Annotated in this window: 14 protein-coding genes; 7 read left to right on the top strand and 7 right to left on the bottom strand. The window is 67.4% G+C overall.

All coding sequences use genetic code 11. The features are described from left to right. Positions 1–109: 109 nt before the first annotated feature. The gene (gene lepA, locus EO081_RS00345; RefSeq protein WP_129340006.1) at positions 110–1,918 is read left to right on the top strand and encodes a translation elongation factor 4; all 1,809 of its coding nucleotides are present in this window, start codon (positions 110–112) and stop codon (positions 1,916–1,918) included. Positions 1,919–1,953: 35 nt separating this feature from the next. On the opposite strand, the gene EO081_RS00350 is transcribed toward lepA, so the two are convergent. From EO081_RS00350 to EO081_RS00360, 3 genes are all read right to left on the bottom strand, one after another. Continuing rightward, positions 1,954–3,342, bottom strand: a complete 1,389-nt coding sequence (locus EO081_RS00350) for a GGDEF domain-containing protein (protein ID WP_240697478.1) — start codon at positions 3,340–3,342, stop codon at positions 1,954–1,956. A 399-nt stretch (positions 3,343–3,741) separates the two neighbouring features. Next, a complete protein-coding gene (clpA, locus tag EO081_RS00355) occupies positions 3,742–6,054 on the bottom strand; it encodes an ATP-dependent Clp protease ATP-binding subunit ClpA (protein WP_129340007.1) in 2,313 nt (770 codons plus the stop codon). A 133-nt stretch (positions 6,055–6,187) separates the two neighbouring features. Continuing rightward, a complete protein-coding gene (locus EO081_RS00360; protein WP_129340008.1) occupies positions 6,188–6,385 on the bottom strand; it encodes a DUF1192 domain-containing protein in 198 nt (65 codons plus the stop codon). 73 nt (positions 6,386–6,458) lie between these two features. Here EO081_RS00360 and EO081_RS00365 point away from each other — a divergent pair, with 73 nt between their 5' ends. After that, a complete protein-coding gene (locus EO081_RS00365) occupies positions 6,459–7,478 on the top strand; it encodes an NAD(P)H-quinone oxidoreductase (protein ID WP_240697479.1) in 1,020 nt (339 codons plus the stop codon). Positions 7,479–7,511: 33 nt separating this feature from the next. Here the strand turns inward: EO081_RS00365 and EO081_RS00370 are convergent, their stop codons facing one another. Next, positions 7,512–8,708 carry a threonine ammonia-lyase gene (locus tag EO081_RS00370; RefSeq protein WP_129340009.1) on the bottom strand — a complete coding sequence of 399 codons (1,197 nt, stop codon included), beginning with the start codon at positions 8,706–8,708 and terminating at the stop codon, positions 7,512–7,514. A gap of 190 nt (positions 8,709–8,898) precedes the next feature. On the opposite strand from EO081_RS00370, the gene EO081_RS00375 reads away from it, so the two are divergent. From EO081_RS00375 to EO081_RS00395, 5 genes are all read left to right on the top strand, one after another. Next, on the top strand, positions 8,899–9,516 hold the full coding sequence (locus EO081_RS00375) for a YqiJ family protein (RefSeq protein WP_129340010.1): 618 nt from the start codon (positions 8,899–8,901) through the stop codon (positions 9,514–9,516). A gap of 35 nt (positions 9,517–9,551) precedes the next feature. Beyond that, on the top strand, positions 9,552–11,246 hold the full coding sequence (locus EO081_RS00380; RefSeq protein ID WP_183947855.1) for a flotillin family protein: 1,695 nt from the start codon (positions 9,552–9,554) through the stop codon (positions 11,244–11,246). A gap of 75 nt (positions 11,247–11,321) precedes the next feature. Beyond that, the gene (locus EO081_RS00385) at positions 11,322–13,100 is read left to right on the top strand and encodes a putative bifunctional diguanylate cyclase/phosphodiesterase (protein ID WP_129340012.1); all 1,779 of its coding nucleotides are present in this window, start codon (positions 11,322–11,324) and stop codon (positions 13,098–13,100) included. A gap of 135 nt (positions 13,101–13,235) precedes the next feature. Continuing rightward, the gene (locus EO081_RS00390; RefSeq protein ID WP_129340013.1) at positions 13,236–13,913 is read left to right on the top strand and encodes a DUF1013 domain-containing protein; all 678 of its coding nucleotides are present in this window, start codon (positions 13,236–13,238) and stop codon (positions 13,911–13,913) included. Positions 13,914–14,035: 122 nt separating this feature from the next. Beyond that, positions 14,036–14,914 (top strand): dienelactone hydrolase family protein, encoded by an 879-nt coding sequence (locus EO081_RS00395; protein WP_129340014.1) that lies wholly within the window; start codon positions 14,036–14,038, stop codon positions 14,912–14,914. Positions 14,915–14,931: 17 nt separating this feature from the next. On the opposite strand, the gene EO081_RS00400 is transcribed toward EO081_RS00395, so the two are convergent. From EO081_RS00400 to EO081_RS00410, 3 genes are all read right to left on the bottom strand, one after another. Then, entirely contained in the window at positions 14,932–15,156 is a 225-nt protein-coding gene (locus tag EO081_RS00400) for a DUF1289 domain-containing protein (protein ID WP_240697480.1), read from the bottom strand. An 11-nt stretch (positions 15,157–15,167) separates the two neighbouring features. Next, positions 15,168–16,526, bottom strand: coding sequence for a DEAD/DEAH box helicase (locus EO081_RS00405; RefSeq protein ID WP_129340015.1), 1,359 nt, complete (start codon positions 16,524–16,526; stop codon positions 15,168–15,170). Between the two features lie 88 nt (positions 16,527–16,614). Beyond that, the gene (locus EO081_RS00410) at positions 16,615–17,082 is read right to left on the bottom strand and encodes a hypothetical protein (RefSeq protein ID WP_240697481.1); all 468 of its coding nucleotides are present in this window, start codon (positions 17,080–17,082) and stop codon (positions 16,615–16,617) included. Positions 17,083–17,104 lie beyond the last annotated feature (22 nt).

Consider the following 17,104-nt stretch of genomic DNA (forward strand, 5'->3'; position numbering starts at 1 on the left):
GATTCTGGCGGTGGCAAGCGCCTCTTTTGCGCTTTTCTGCCGCCGGGATGCCGGTCTGCGCGCGCGCCCCCTTCGCATCGGCCCGGCCGGGTGCTAACCGCGCGCAATCATGGCGACAGAACTCAGCAAGATCCGCAATTTCTCGATCATCGCGCACATCGATCACGGCAAATCGACGCTTGCGGACCGGCTGATCCAGCGCACCGGGGGCCTCTCCGACCGCGAGATGTCGGCGCAGGTGCTCGACAACATGGAGATCGAGAAGGAACGCGGCATCACCATCAAGGCGCAGACCGTGCGCCTGGAGTGGAAGGGCCATGTCCTGAACCTGATGGACACGCCCGGCCACGTCGACTTCGCCTATGAAGTATCGCGCAGCCTGGCCGCGTGCGAAGGCGCGCTCTTGGTGGTGGACGCGGCGCAGGGTGTCGAGGCGCAGACGCTCGCCAACGTCTATCAGTCGATCGAGCACGATCACGAGATCATCCCGGTCATCAACAAGATCGACCTGCCGGCCGCCGAGCCGGAGCGGGTGAAGGTCGAGATCGAGGATTTGATCGGCCTCGATACGTCGCACGCGGTTCTTGCCTCCGCAAAGGCGGGCATCGGCATCGAGGAAATTCTCGACACGGTGGTCGAGCGCATCCCCGCACCCAAGGGCGACGCGGGGGCGCCGCTCAAGGCGATGCTCGTCGACAGCTGGTACGACCCGTATCTGGGCGTCGTGATCCTGGTCCGCGTGATCGACGGCACGCTGAAGAAGGGCCAGCAGATCAAGTTCATGAACGCGGGCACCACCCATCTGGTGGACCGCGTCGGCTGCTTCCGGCCCAAGATCGAGCAGCTGACCGACCTCGGCCCGGGCGAGATCGGCTTCATCACCGCGCAGATCAAGGAAGTCGCGCAGACCGCGGTCGGCGACACCATCACCGATGCCAAGCGTCCGGCGGCCGAAGCCGTGCCGGGCTTTAAGGAAGTGCAGCCGGTGGTGTTCTGCGGGCTGTTCCCGGTCGACGCCAACGACTTCGACAAGCTGCGCGAATCGATCAGCAAGCTGCGGCTCAACGACGCAAGCTTCAGCTTCGAGATGGAAACCAGCGCGGCGCTGGGCTTCGGCTTCCGCTGCGGCTTCCTGGGGCTGCTCCACCTGGAGATCATCCAGGAGCGGCTGACCCGCGAATACGACCTCGACCTCATCACCACCGCGCCGTCGGTGGTGTACGAGATCCAGCTGACCCATCCCGATCCCGCAGGCGTCACCAAGATCGACCTGCACAACCCGGCCGACATGCCCGATCCCAACAAGATCGCGACCATTAGCGAGCCGTGGATCGAGGCGACGATCTACGTTCCCGACGAATATCTGGGCTCGATCCTCAAGCTGTGCCAGGACCGGCGCGGCATCCAGAAGAACCTGACCTACGTCAGCGGCCGCGCGCAGGCGACGTACGAACTGCCGCTCAACGAAGTCGTGTTCGACTTCTACGATCGGCTCAAGTCGCTGTCGAAGGGCTATGCCAGCTTCGACTATGAGCAGATCGGCTATCGCGAGGGCGACCTCGTCAAGATGAGCATCCTGGTCAACGAGGAGCCGGTCGATGCGCTGAGCATGATCGTCCACCGCGGCACCGCCGAAGTGCGCGGCCGCGGCATGGTCGAGCGGCTGAAGGAACTGATCCCCAGGCACATGTTCAAGATCCCGATCCAGGCGGCGATCGGCGGCAAGGTGATCGCGCGCGAGACGATCAGCGCCATGCGCAAGGACGTGACCGCCAAATGCTATGGCGGCGACGCCACCCGCAAGCGCAAGCTTCTGGAGAAGCAGAAGAAGGGCAAGGCGAAGATGCGCGAGTATGGCTCGGTCAGCATCCCGCAGGAAGCCTTCATCGCCGCGCTGCGGATGGGCGACGAGCAATAGCATCGAGGGGCGGCGCCGGAGCGTCGCCCCTTTTCCTATGCGGCGTTGCGCGACGGCTCGGCCCAGTGCACGCGATCCCGGCCGGCGTGCTTGGCAGCGAACAGGGCGGCGTCGGCTTGGTGATAGAGCTGCTGCCAGTCGGCTTCCGTCGCCAACGGCCCGATGCAGCTGCCGATGCTCGCCGTGACCTTCAACCCGTAGGGCATCGCCGCCGTGCGGAGCGACGCGAGTAGCGCCTCCGGGTTCAGTGCGGCGCGCGAATCGGCGAGGATCGCGAATTCCTCGCCTCCGATCCGCGCGATGACGGTTCCCGCCGGCAGGGCGCGGCGGAGGGTGCGGGACACCACCCGCAGCACCTCGTCGCCGCCATCGTGGCCGATGGCGTCGTTGATCCGCTTGAAATGATCGATGTCCGCCACGAGCAGCTGCTGTTCCGCGGTGCGGCCGATCGCCTGGGCCAGGAAGGCGCGGCGGTTCAGCAGGCCGGTGAGCGGATCGGTGTCGGCAAGGCGCCGCGTGCTGATCTCCTGACGGACCGCGGCATCCCGCTCCAGGCTCAGCAGCCGGATGCGATAGGCGATCGCCAGGCTGGTGAGCAGTGCCTCGGCGCTCATCGCAAGCACGGTGCTGTTGTCGATCCAGAAGCTCCACCCAAGCAGCCCGAAGTTGCTGGAGACCCGCACGATCACCATGGCGACCGGCGACGACCAGGTCAGTGCGAACAGCCACAGATAATTGCTTCGCCGCCGCCACGCCCGCCACAGGATCGGTGCGATCACGGCGATCAGTCCCAGGAAGGACAACGAAAACAGCGCGTCGAGAACGTGGATGTTCACCGGGGCGATCAGCAGGAACAGCAGCCCCAGCACCGCCATGCCCGCCGCCGACAGTTCCGTGAGTCGGCCCACCCAACCATCGAAGATTCGCGCCTCGAAGAAGCTCCGGCTGAAGGCGAGTGCCGCCGCGCCTGCCCAGGCGAGCATCACATAATTGATGGTGATCCGCTGGTTGTTGTGGATGTCCGGCAGCAGCCAGGCGAGCGCCGCCGACGAGGATGCCGCATAGAACAACAGGCAAACCAGCATCGCGCAGTAGGCGAGCTGGAACCGGTGACGCAGCGCCTTCCACAGCGCGAGATTGTAGACGATGAGCGCGATGCAGAGACCTGCGAAGGCTGCGTAGATCGCCGCCAATCCCAGCGTCTGGCGTTCGGCCTCCGCTCGCGTGAGGAGCCGGGGCCCGAGCACGATGCCTCGGACGTTCGCTGCTCCCTCCACATGCCAGAGCAGCCGCGTCACGGGCGCGCTCCGCACAGGCAGCGCGAACTCAATCAGCGCACCGAGCTGGAGGTGCTGGGTAAGCCCGCGCTGGTCCACCGTGATCGAGGCGACATGTCCGTCGGCATAGAGCGCGTAGAGGGACATGCCGCGGATCCAGACGCTTCCGGACCGGACCCGAAGCGGCTCGCCGGGCAGAGGACGGAGCGTCACCGGGCTGGAGAGGAGCCAATAATCGCCTGGTCCCCAGGATCGCTGCGGGGTCGCGCAGTCGAAGCTCCGGGGCTGTGCGAAAAGGCTTCGCGGCGTCAGCCCGCCCGCATCCGGCCGGACACAGACCTGGAGTGATGCGCCGTTCTTGGGTGGTGCGGCGGCCGCCGGAGTGAGGGCGAGACCCGCCCACACCAATGCGCAGACGATCCGCGCCAGTCGATTCAAGCTCCAGCTCACGCGATCGGACCTATCGCGCGCCGTGCGAAAAATCCGTTAAGCGCAAGGAAGGGAAAAGGGTGGGCCCCGGTCGCGAGGACCGGGGCTGGAGAGACGTTATGCCTTGGCGGGCGCCTTGGCCTTGCCGCCCTTCTTGGGCTTGCGCGGCGCAGCGGGCGTGATCTCGAAGGCGAGCGCGCCGTCCTTCAGCTTCACCGACACCTCGCCGCCGTGGACGAGCTTGCCGAACAGCAGCTCCTCGGCAAGCGGCTGCTTGACCTTCTCCTGGATCAGCCGGCCCATCGGCCGCGCGCCATACAGCTTGTCATAGCCGCGCTCGGTCAGCCAGCTCTTGGCCGCCTCGTCCAGCTGGATGTGGACGTTACGGTCGGCGAGCTGCAGCTCGAGCTGGAGGATGAACTTCTCCACCACCCGCTCGACGACCTCGGTCGGCAGATACCCGAACGGCACGATCGCATCGAGGCGGTTGCGGAACTCCGGCGTGAAGAGCTTCTTCACTGCCTCTTCCTGCACGTCCTCGCGGCTGATCTGGCCGAAGCCGATCGACTCCTTGGCCATGTCCGACGCACCGGCGTTGGTGGTCATGATCAGGATGGTGTTGCGGAAGTCGACGGTCTTGCCGTGGTGGTCGGTCAGCTTGCCGTTGTCCATCACCTGCAACAGGATGTTGAACAGGTCCGGATGCGCCTTCTCGATCTCGTCGAGCAGCAGCACCGAATGCGGGTTCTGGTCGACCGCATCGGTCAACAGCCCGCCCTGGTCGTAGCCGACATAGCCCGGAGGGGCACCGATCAGCCGGCTGACCGAGTGGCGCTCCATATATTCGGACATGTCGAAGCGCTGGAGCGGAATGCCCAGGATCTCGGCGAGCTGGCGCGCGACCTCGGTCTTGCCGACGCCGGTCGGGCCGGAGAAGAGGTAGTTGCCGATCGGCTTGTCCGGATCGCGAAGCCCCGCGCGGCTGAGCTTGATCGCCGAGGACAGCACCTGGATCGCCTCGTCCTGGCCGAACACGACGCGCTTGAGGTCGGTTTCCAGATTGGCGAGCACGCGCGTGTCGTCGGTCGACACCGACTTGGGCGGAATGCGCGCCATCGTCGCGATCACCGCCTCCACCTCGCGCGTGGTGATCGTCTTCTTGCGCTTGGACGGGGCGACCAGCATCTGCATCGCGCCCACCTCATCGATCACGTCGATCGCCTTGTCGGGCAGCTTGCGGTCGTTGATGTAGCGCGCCGACAGCTCGACGGCCGACTTGATCGCGTCCGGGGTGTATTTCACCGAATGGTGCCCCTCGAACGCGGTGCGCAGCCCGGTCAGGATCTTGATCGTGTCCTCGACCGACGGCTCGTTGACGTCGATCTTCTGGAACCGGCGCAGCAGCGCGCGATCCTTTTCGAAGTGGTTGCGGAATTCCTTGTAGGTGGTCGAGCCGATGCAGCGGATCGCGCCGCCCGACAGCGCCGGCTTCAGGAGGTTCGACGCGTCCATCGCCCCGCCCGAGGTGGCGCCGGCGCCGATCACCGTGTGGATCTCGTCGATGAACAGGATCGCGTGCGGCAGCTTCTCGAGCTCGTTGACGACCTGCTTCAGCCGCTCTTCGAAATCGCCGCGATAGCGGGTGCCGGCGAGCAGCGCGCCCATGTCGAGCGAATAGATGACCGCGGGCAGCAGCACCTCAGGCACGTCGCCTTCGACGATCTTGCGGGCCAGGCCTTCGGCGATCGCGGTCTTGCCGACGCCCGGATCGCCCACGTAGAGCGGGTTGTTCTTGGAGCGACGGCACAGGATCTGCACCGTGCGATCGACTTCGGCCGAGCGGCCGATAAGGGGATCGACCTTCCCATTCTTGGCCTTTTCGTTGAGGTCGACGCAGAACTGCTTCAGCGCGCTCTCGCCCTTGCCCTTGGGATCGGCCTTGGGCTTCTCCTCGTCCGCGCCCTTCACTTCGCGTGCCTCGGACGGCGAAGCGCCCTTGCCGACGCCGTGGCTGATATAGCTGACCGCATCGAGCCTGCTCATGTCCTGCTGCTGGAGGAAGTAGACGGCGTAGCTTTCCCGTTCGGAAAACAGCGCAACGAGCACGTTGGCGCCGGTCACTTCGTCGCGGCCGGAGGACTGGACGTGAAGGATCGCGCGCTGGACGACGCGCTGGAAGCCCGAGGTGGGCGAGGGATCGGTGGCCGAATCGACCTTGAGGGCGTCGAGTTCGGTGTCGAGATATTGGGCGACGGTCGCCTTGAGTTCGCCCAGGTCGACCCCGCAGGCGTTCATGACCTTGGACGCATGTTCGTCCTCGACCAGCGCGAACAGCAGGTGCTCGAGCGTGGCATATTCGTGCCGGCGAGTGGACGCAGCCTCGAGCGCCTTGTGCAGCGTGCTTTCGAGGGCGGAGGCAAAGGATGGCATCAGACGGATACTCCAACCGGGCCGACGAGCGTGCATCGGCCGTTTGCATCTATGTCGGAACGCAAGGGGCCCGCATCAAGCGGTAGCCCGTCCCGGCGTTCCAGGAACGTTCCCGTGACCAGCGCCCCGGTGGTCACCTTCGGAAGAGCGCGTCGGCGCTGGCCCGATGGGTCGTTGCGCGTTCGGCCTGGCTTCGGCAGCGGGCGATCTCCGCCTCCAGCGCCGCGATGCGTGCGTGGAGCTCCGCGACCGACAACGGGTCCAGGTCCTCGCGGGCCAGCTGCGCCAGCGGATCGTCTTTGCGACGCGGCAGAAAATCCTCGGCGTCCATCGGCACAGCGTTGACCCTCCTTTGCACGATGTCAATAACGCTGGGCAACGCGCGGGGAAGCAATGGGAGCCACATGCCGATGAACCTTCCCGAGAGCATTCCGGGTACCATGATCGCGATCGACCCGGAGGGGGCGGGCGGGCCCGAGGCGCTGGTGCCGGTCGACCGTCCGATCCCGCAGCCGGGGCCCGGCGAAGTGCTGATCCGGGTGGCGGCGGCCGGCGTGAACCGGCCCGACCTGCTCCAGCGCGCGGGCAATTACCCGCCGCCGCCCGGCGCGCCTTCCATCCCCGGCCTTGAAGTTGCCGGCACGGTCGCCGCCATCGGCGAGGGCGTGGATCCGGGCCTGGTGGGTGCCGCCGTCTGCGCGCTGCTGGCCGGCGGCGGCTATGCCGGATATGCGCTGGCGCCCGCAGGCCAGTGCCTGCCGGTCCCCGATTGCCTCTCGATGGCAGAGGCCGCGGCGCTGCCGGAGACGCTGTTCACCGTGTGGACCAACCTGTTCGAGCGCGCCTATGTCCAGGCCGGCGATACGGTGCTGGTCCATGGTGGCACCAGCGGCATCGGCACCATGGCGATCAGCCTGTGCGCGCTGTTCGGGGTCGAGATCATCGTGACGGTCGGCTCCGACGACAAGGCGGCGGCGGCGCTGGCGCACGGCGCGACCCACGCGATCAACTACAGGACCGAGGATTTCGTCGATCGGGTCAAGGCGATCACCGGTGGCGCCGGCGTCGCGGCGGTGCTCGACATGGTCGGCGGCGACTATGTGCCGCGCAACCTGAAGTGCCTGGCCGAGGACGGGCGCCACGTCTCGATCGCCGTGCAACGCGGGGCGGAGGCGACGATCCCGATCTGGCAGGTGATGCGCCGTCGGCTGACGCTGACCGGCTCGACGCTGCGGCCGCGCGATGCGGAGTTCAAGACGCTGGTCACCGAGGAGATCGCGCGCCTGGTCTGGCCCTTCGTGATCGATGGCAAGCTGCGCCCGCTGATGGACCGCAGCTTCCCGCTCTCGCAAGCCGCCGAGGCGCACCGCCGCATGGAGGCGGGCGACCATGTCGGCAAGATTGTGCTGACGATCGGCGACTGAACCGCCGGCGACCCGGTCGCCGGCGAAACGCCTTCAGAGTCGCGTCACCGCATAATGCTCCTGCAGCGCGGCCACCACGGCATCGCTGTGGGTCGCGTCGCGTGCCTCGAACATCACCTCCAGCCGCGCCGCCTGGACGCTGGGGGAGGTGAAGAGCCGATGGTGCGACACCTCGATGATGTTGGCCCCGGCCGCGCCGATCCGCGTCGAGATCTCGCCGAGCACGCCCGGGCGATCGGGAATGTCGAGGATCAGCCGCATCAGCCGCCCGTCGCGGACCATCACCCGCTGGAGCACATTGGCGAGCGCGCGATTGTCGATGTTCGCCCCGCACACCGGCACCCCGACCTTGCGGCCACGGAACAGCTCCGGATAGGTCAGCAGCGCGGCGACGCCGGTCGCTCCTGCGCCCTCGGCGACGATCTTGGCTTCCTCGGCCAAGAGCGCGATCGCGCTCTCGATCGCGCGTTCGGGCACGGTCAGCACCTGCTTCACCAGCTGGCGCACGATCTCCAGCGGCTTTCGTCCGACGTCGCGGACGGCAATGCCTTCCGCCACGGTCGCGCCGCCGACGCTGACGGGCGTGCCCGCCAGTTCCTGCGCCATGGCCGCATAGCTCTCGACCTCCACCCCATAGGTCACGATCGGCCGGCCGGCGCCCTGCGCTGCAAGCGCCGCGCCTGCGACCAGGCCGCCGCCGCCGACCGGGATCGCCAGCGTGTCGAGCTCGGGCACATCCTCGATCAGTTCGAGCGCGAGCGTGCCCTGACCCGCGATCACCGCGTCGTCGTCATAGGGGTGGACGAACACCAGCCCCTGCTCGCCGGCGAGGTGATGGGCGTGCGCGGCGGCTTCCGCCAGGGTCGTGCCGTGCAGCACGACCTCGGCGCCCCAGCGCGCGGTGCGGGTGACCTTGGTGGAGGGGGTGAAGGCGGGCATCACGATCACCGCGCGGATGCCGAGCAGCGCTGCGTGTCGCGCGACCGCCTGGGCATGGTTCCCCGCCGACATCGCCACGACTCCGGCCGCGCGCTCCTCCGCGGAGAGCAGCGCGAGCCGGTTGGCGGCGCCGCGCTCCTTGAACGCGCCGGTGACCTGCAGCGTGTCCAGCTTCAGCCAGACGTCCGCGCCGGTAATCCGGCTAATCGCATCGCTGTGCACCACGGGGGTGCGGATCACCCTGCCGGCGATCCGGGTAGCGGCTGCGTGGACGTCTTGAGAAGTGATCACGTAGGGCCCTCTTCGTTGGTGCCTCGTCGACGGCGCGGTGCGCCGCGCCTGCCTACAACCACCAAAGCCGCGGCCGGACAAGGAAAAGCCGCGGGGTACACCGCCTGACGACTTCCGCGCGTCGATCCGATTCCGCTAGAGTGCGAGTAGAAGCGCCCCTAAGCTCGTCTTCGAATCGGGGAGGGGGGAGTTGCTCGAGTTCCTGGGCTTGCCGCAGAACATCGCCTTTACTGCGGCGCTGGTTCTGATGCTGTTGATCGGACTGGTGCAGTTGATCGGCCTTGGCGTCGACCTGGATGCCGATGCGGATCTGGACGTCACCATGGGCGGCGACCTGTTGTCGTGGCTCGGCGTCGGTCGGGTGCCGCTCCTGATGCTGCTGGTTCTGTTCCTCGGGATCTTCGGTTCGATCGGGCTGCTGGGTGAACAGGCGGCGCTCGAGTGGACGGGCGCCCTGCTGAGCGGTTGGATCGCCGTCCCGGCCGCGGGCCTCTGCGCACTGCCGCTCACCGGCCTCGCCGCGCGCGGCCTGGCGCGCGTGCTCCCGCAAGACCACACGACCGCAATTTCGCTCGAGGAACTGGTCGGTCGCTTCGCCCGCGTCGTCATCGGTCGCGCAGTTCCGGGCGCGCCCGCGCGCGCGCGGGTCGAGGACCGCCACGGGCAACCGCACTATGTGATGGTCGAACCCGATAATCCCGGACAGATCTTTGAAGAGGGTGAGCAGGTGCTGCTCGTCCGGCGTGAGAACGAGGTGTTCCGCGCCGTCTCTCGCGGCGACCACAAGTTGCCCCAGCTAGGAGCCTGACGATGAATACCGACGTGGTGGTGCCCCACTCCGGAATGCTGACCACCGTCGGCATCGTGGCAGGCGCCGCACTCCTGCTGCTGCTGGTGATCGGCCTCTTGTTCGCCAAGCTCTACAAACGGGCGTCCAAGGAGATCGGCTTCGTACGCACCGGTGCGGGCGGCGAAAAGGTCGTCATCAACGGCGGCGCGCTGGTGCTGCCGGTGTTCCACGAGACGATGCCGGTCAACATGAACACCGTGCGTCTGGCGGTCGAACGCAAGAACAGCGACGCCCTCATCACGCTCGACCGGCTGCGCATCGACGTGAAGGCCGAGTTCTATGTCCGCGTACGCCCGGATGCGCAGTCGATCGCGATCGCCGCGCAGACGCTCGGCATGCGCACCATGAACCCGGAGGCGCTGAAGGAGCTGGTCGAGGGCAAGTTCGTCGACGCGCTGCGTTCGGTGGCCGCCGGCATGAGCATGGCGCAGCTCCACGAACAGCGCTCGGACTTCGTGCAAAAGGTGCAGCAGGTGTCGTCCGCCGATCTGGCGATGAACGGGCTGGAGCTGGAGAGCGTGTCGCTGACCGGCCTCGACCAGACCTCGATCGAGCACTTCAACGCCAACAACGCCTTCGATGCCGAGGGCCTGACCAAGCTCACCGAGCAGATCGAGCTGCGCAAGAAGGCGCGCAACGACATCGAGCAGGACACCCGCGTCCAGATCGAGACCAAGAATCTGGAAGCCGCGCGCCAGTCGTTCCTGCTGGGCCGCGATACCGAATTCGCGCGGCTGGAGCAGGAACGCGAGCTGGAGGTGCGGCGCGCCGAGCAGACCGCCGAGATCGCGCGCGAGCAGGCCGCCCGCCAGCGCGAGGCCGACGCCGCGCGGATCGAGGCCAAGCGCCAGATCGATGCCCAGCAGATCGAGGCCGACCGCGCGATCAAGGAAGCGCGCATCGCCCAGGAACAGGCGCTCGAGCTCGCCCGTCAGGAGCAGCAGATCGCGGTGCAGAACAAGAGCCGCGACGAAAGCCAGGCCAGGGCCGAGGCGGACAAGGCGCGCGCCGATGCGGTTACGGCCGAGGAGCAGGTGTCGACCAGCCGCGAGACCGAGATCGCGGAGCGTACCAAGCGGATCGAGCTGATCGACGCCGCGCGCGAGGCGGAACGCGCCGCGATCCGCATCCGCGTCGAGGCGGAGGCGGAGAAGCAGGCCGCAGCCGACCGCGCCGAGGCGGCACGGCTTGCCGCCGAGGGCGAGGCGGAGGCCGCCAAGCTGCGCGCCGAGGCCGACCGCGTCCGCTTCGAAGTAGAGGCCGCCGGTCAGCGCGCGGTCAATGAGGCGGCGAACCTGCTGTCGTCGGACCAGGTGTCGCTCCAGACCAAGCTCGCGCTCCTGAAGGTGCTGCCGGAGGTGATCCGTGAGGCATCCAAGCCGCTGGAGGCAATCGACAGCATCAAGATCGTCCAGGTCGACGGGCTGACCGGCACCGGCGGGGCGACGGGGGCGGGTGTCCCCGCGGACGGCGGCGGTGATCGCAACCTTGCCAACTCCGCCGTGCAGGCGGCGCTCCGCTATCGCGCCCAAGCGCCGATGATCGACGGCCTGATGAAGGAGCTTGGGTTCGACGGCGGCTCGCTCGACGGGTTGGTCAAGGGCGCCGCCCTCGCGGATGGCAGCGGGCCGGCCGGACGCGATCCACAGGCCACGAACTCCGAGGGTCGCCGCCAAGCGGCGGAATAGCCGCACGTTCGGCTTCTTTCTTCGGTCAGCCGCGCGGTTATCGATCCCTTAAACCGGTTGTGATTTGCCTTGAGCATGGGAGACATCAGCGAATCCGCGCGGCTGGACGCGCTTCGGCAGCTCGATCTGCTCGACACGCCGGCGAGCGAGAGCTTCGATCGCATCACGCGCATGGCCAGTCAGATCTTTGGCCTGCCGATTGCGGCCGTGTCGCTTACGGACAAGGACCGCCAGTGGTTCAAGTCGCGCGTCGGCGTTGCGCACCAGTCGATCCCGCGCGATCGTGCACCCTGTGCGGAGGTGGCCGAGCGGCGCGAGCCAGTGGTGGTCGAGGATATCCGCGCAGATGCCTTCTATGCACAAAGCGTGCTGGCCGGGACGGGCGCGCGATTCTACGCCGGCGCGCCGTTGATTACGCGCGAAGGACACGGTCTGGGGGCGCTCTGCGTGATCGGCGTCGAGCCGCGCACCGCCACGGAACTCGAGATGTCCGCCTTGCGCGATCTGGCCGCCATGGTCATGGCCCAGATCGAGCTGCAGCACGCGTTTGGCCGGGTCGATCCGATCAGCAAGCTCGCGAACCGCAACCAGTTCCTCGACGATCTTGCCGATCTGGAGCGCGACACGCCGGGCGAGCAGCGGGTGGCGGTGCTGGTCGATCTCGCCCGGACCGACCAGATCGACGGCATCGTCCGGGTGCTCGGGTCGGGGCATCTCGACCAGCTGGTGCGGGAGGCTGCGCGCACGGTCCGCGAGCGGTTGGAACGCAGCACCCTCTACCACGTCGCCGCCACCCAGTTCGCCTTTGTGCTTCCGCCCGACTATGACGCGGAGCAGGGCGTCGCCTTGCTGACGGCGCGACTGGCAGAGGCGCGCGCGACCAGCTCCTCCCGCTTTGTAACCACGTCGGTGATCGGCGTCGTACCCTTCATGGCGGGTAGCACCGCGCCTGCTGACGTGCTGCGTACGCTGCACGGCGCCGCGCAGGATGCCCGGCTCCAGGAGAGCGGTGTGAGCATCCACTCCTACCGCGTGGACGACGCGCATCAGCGGCGTTTCCGGCTCCTGCAGGATTTCGGCGAAGCCCTGGAGCAGCCCGACGGTCAGCTGCGTATCGTCGTGCAGCCGCGGGTCGCGCTGGCTACGGGTCGATGCGTCGCCGCCGAGGCGCTGTTGCGCTGGCGGCACCCGGAACTGGGCGAAATCGCACCGGGCGAGTTCGTGCCGATCATCGAGCAGTCGGCGGCGGTGCGGGGGCTGACGGAATGGGTGCTCCATCGCGCGCTTGCCCAGCTGGCCGAGTGGCAGCGCGAGGGCGTTCGAATTCCCCTGTCGATCAACGTGTCGGCAAGCAACCTGGAAGAGGGCAATTTCGCGGAGCGGGTTGTCGAGGCATTGCGCGCCCATGACGTTGCGCCCGAGATGATCGAGCTGGAGGTGACCGAAAGTGCTGCAATGAAGCACGCGGGACGTGCCGTGGAGCAGCTGCGCCGCCTGAGCGCTGCTGGTATCACCCTCGCGATCGACGACTTCGGGACAGGGTACAGCAGCCTGGCCTATCTCCAGCAGCTTCCCGTGGACGTCATCAAGATCGATCAGAGCTTCATCCGCGCGATGGATGCAGGGGAGCGCGAGCAGGCGCTGGTCCGATCCATGGTCGCAGTGGGGGAGGCCCTGCGTTGTCGCGTCGTTGCCGAGGGTATCGAGAGCGAGGGCGCCGCCGAGCTCTTGCACGCCATGGGCTGCGACGAGGGGCAGGGGTATCATTTCAGCCGGCCGCTGCCGGTCGAGGCGTTCGCCGCCTGGATCACGCAGGCGGGAACGGAGTTGACGCGTCCGCACGCCGACACCTGACGAAGGCCGGAAAAGCAGCGTCGGCAGAGCGCTTTGCTGGCAGCTGTGCTTGCCTCTGCCGACTTCGCGCACTAAGTCTGTTCCGGATACGGCCACCCCGCGAGGGGTGGCCCTTGTTGTTTCTGGAGAACTGCCGTGGCCCAGCCGTTGATGCCGCATGCGACCGCTTCCTGGCTGGTCGACAACACTTCGCTGTCGTTCGAGCAGATCGCCGACTTCTGTGGCCTGCACATCCTGGAAGTGCAGGCGATCGCCGACGACACCGCCGCAACCAAGCTCACCGGCCGGGATCCGGTTCGCGCCCACGAATTGACCCAGGACGAGATCGAGAAGGGGCAGGCGGACCCGAACTACCGGCTCAAGATCCAGAAGGGCCCCGAGCAGGTTCGCCGCACCAAGGGTCCGCGCTACACGCCGGTCTCGAAGCGGCAGGACAAGCCGGATGGCATCGCCTGGATCATCCGCAACCATCCGGAAATCTCGGACGGCGCGATCGGCAAGCTGATCGGCACCACGCGCACCACCATCGCCGCGATCCGCGATCGCACGCACTGGAACATCGGCAACATCGTGCCGAAGGACCCGGTCACGCTCGGGCTGTGCTCGCAGCGCGAGCTCGATGCGCTGGTGACCAAGGCCGCCAAGGCTGCAGGCATGGAAGCGCCGACGGACACGCGCCTGGAGGGCGACCGCGAGGCACTGCTCGAGCAGCTGCGCAACGAGCGGCAGCAGGCCGCGCGCGATGCCGAGGCACTGGCGAACGGCGAGCGTGCCGAGCCCGCCCCGGCCTTCATCGATCCGTTCAAGCGCTGATCGCCAGCGTTCCCGTCCCTCCGCGCTTGCGGGGGACGGGCTTGGCGGGCCCGAGGTCCTGCCGCTTCTGCTGAGGCAGAAAGCCGATTAGCTTCTCCCCGTCCGACTCGGGGAGAACTGGCATGACCGACCTTCGCGAGCGCGCTGTCGCGCTCTACGACGCCTTCACCCACGAGCACCGCGACCGTCGCGCCTTCATGCGGGAGATGGTCGCGCTCACGGGCTCCGCCGTCGCTGCGGAGGCGCTGGTCGCAGCGATCGCGGCGTCTCCTGCCGCAGCACAGCAGGTCCAGCCGGACGATCCCCGCCTTCGCACTGCCACGCGCAAAGGGGTCGAGGCGGGCAAACCGGCCGCAGCGTATTTCGCGGCACCCCGAGAGGCCGGCGGCCGCAAGCTCGGTACGGTGTTGGTTATCCATGAGAACCGTGGCCTGACCGGGCATATTCGCGACGTTGCGAGACGCGTGGCGTTGAGCGGATTCCGAGCCGTCGCACTCGACCTGCTGGCGCCGCAGGGCGGCACGCCTGCCGACGAGGACCGCGCACGCGAAATGATCGCGGGAATCGACATGGACTTGGCCCTTCGTCAGGCAGTTGCCACCATCGATCGCGCGGTGCGGCAGCGGAGCGGCTCCGGCAAGGTGGGCGCGGTCGGCTTCTGCTGGGGAGGTGCCTTCGTCAACCGCCTGGCGATCGCCGCCGGGCCCGCGCTCAGCGCCGGCGTCGCCTATTACGGGCCCGCCCCCGACCCCTCGGAAGCGCCCAAGGTGCAGGCGCCGCTGTTGCTGCACTATGCCGGCAAGGACCAGCGCGTGAACGGAACGGGACTGCCATGGGTGAAGGCGCTGGAGGCCGCCGGCAAATCGGTGGAGGCCCATGTCTATCCCGACGTCGACCACGCCTTCAACAACGACACGTCGGCAGAGCGCTACAATCCGGCGGCCGCAAAGCTCGCCTGGGAGCGGACCACGCGCTTTTTGCATGCCCGACTCGACGGCTAGGCCGCCGGAGCCGGCGATCAGCGGATCGAGGCGGCAATCCGCCGTTCGAGTGCGCCGCAGCGTTCGGGGAGGACGGCCATCACGGAGTTCCGCTCGTCCGCCGACATTCTGGTCCAGTCGGCAATCTCTTCGCGCGTGCGACCGCAGCCGAAACACCAGCCGCTCTCAAGGTCGAGCGTGCACACCAGGACGCACGGGCTTTCGACCGCGACCGGCGCAACATACTCGATGAAATCGTCCACGCGGCTGCCGATCAGGCGGTCAGCCGAACGTCCAGGAAGGCCGGGATGGGACCGTTCCAGCCGCCATCGTCCGCCACCGCATCCTCGGCTTCTCGGCGACGGCGGGGTTCTTCATGCCGGGGCGCCCGTTCCTCACGGGTGCGACGAGGCTCTTCAGACCGCGGAGTGCGATCCTCGCGGCTGCGGCGATCGCGGGAACGCTCGGTTCGCGGTGCGCGTTCTTCGGGCGCGGGCTTTGCCTCCGCAGCTGGGGCATCGTCCAGTTGGACCACCTGGATCTTCTGGCCGGTCAGCTTTTCGATGTTGGCGATGTTCTCGGCATCGTCGGGCGTGACGAACGTATAGGCGGTGCCGGTCGCGCCGCCGCGGCCGGTGCGGCCGATGCGATGGACATAGTCGTCGGGATGCCACGGCGCGTCATAGTTGAAGACGTGGCTGACGCCCTTCACGTCGAGCCCGCGGGCAGCGACGTCCGACGCGACCAGGATGTTGACGTCCCCGTTCTTGAACCGGTCCAGCTCGGCGATGCGGGCGGACTGCTCCATGTCGCCATGGATCTCGGCCGAACGGAACCCGGCGCGCTGGAGGCTCTTGTTGAGCTCGCGCACGGTCGTCTTGCGGTTGGAGAAGACGATTGCGGTGCGGACCTCGTCGGAGGACAGGAGGCGGCGCAGAACGTCGCGCTTCTTGGCCGCGCTGACATGGACCACCCGCTGGGTGATGTTGGTGTTGGTCGTCGCCGGCCGGGCGACCTCGATGGTCTTCGGGTTCTCGAGGAACTTGTCCGCCAGCTTCTTGATCGGCGGCGGCATGGTGGCCGAGAACAGCAGGGTCTGCCGTTGCTTGGGAAGCTTGGTGCAGATTTCCTCGATGTCGGGGATGAAGCCCATGTCGAGCATACGGTCGGCTTCGTCGATCACCAGCAGGTTACAGCCGGTCAGCAGGATGTTGCCGCGGCTGAACAGGTCCATCAGCCGGCCCGGCGTCGCGATCAGCACGTCGACGCCCTTTTCCAGCGCCTTGATCTGATCGCCCATCGACACGCCGCCGATCAGCAGCGCCATCGAGAGCTTGTGGTACTTGCCGTACTTCTCAAAATTCTCGGCCACCTGTGCCGCGAGCTCGCGCGTCGGCTCCAGGATCAGCGATCGCGGCATCCGCGCCCGGCTGCGACCATGGGCGAGGATGTCGATCATCGGCAGCACGAAGCCCGCCGTCTTTCCGGTTCCCGTCTGGGCGATGCCGATCAGGTCGCGCATCATCAGGACGGGCGGGATCGCGCTCGCCTGGATGGGAGTCGGCTCAGTATAGCCCGCCTCTGTTACGGCGCGCAGCAGTTCATCGGAAAGACCGAGATCGGCAAAGTTCATGGGGTTTCCGGAAAGCGGCACCGTTGCGGCACCGGAATGCAGTTCCGCGCCTTGCGGATTTCTGCCGGATTGTCAAGCAGAACGCGTTCTAGCGGCTGGGAACGAGCATCCGGAAAGACGAAATGCGGCATTGGCCGCCGGAGCGCGAGCGGATCGAGTCGCGCGACGCGCACACCATCCCGTCGGCAGTCGGCTTGAGATAGAAGCCGGAATAGAAGTCGAGCGTCGGGCAATCCTGCTCCAGGCGCGCCCGCAGCCGCTTTCCACCGGCCAGCATCAGATCGACGCTGTCGGCACGAGTGATCGACACCGCCGCGAGACTGGTGACCGGGACGCACCGGTCGGTGCGCTTCTCGACCCAGTTGATCGCGGGCAGCGCACGTGAACTGGAGGCTGGCGTCACGTCCATGCGCGGCACGCGCACGATGATGCGCTGGATGCGCACTTCGCTACGCACGACCGTGCCTGAGGGAGCGCTCACGCGCTGCTGGGCCCCGGCCATGGGGGCCGCAAGCGTCAGCAGCAGAAGCGTGGGCACAGGCTTCGGTACGGGCATGGGGCTCTCTTCTCAGCTCCCG

The organism is Sphingomonas desiccabilis (assembly GCF_004135605.1).
GTDB classification, from domain to species: Bacteria; Pseudomonadota; Alphaproteobacteria; order Sphingomonadales; family Sphingomonadaceae; genus Sphingomonas; species Sphingomonas desiccabilis.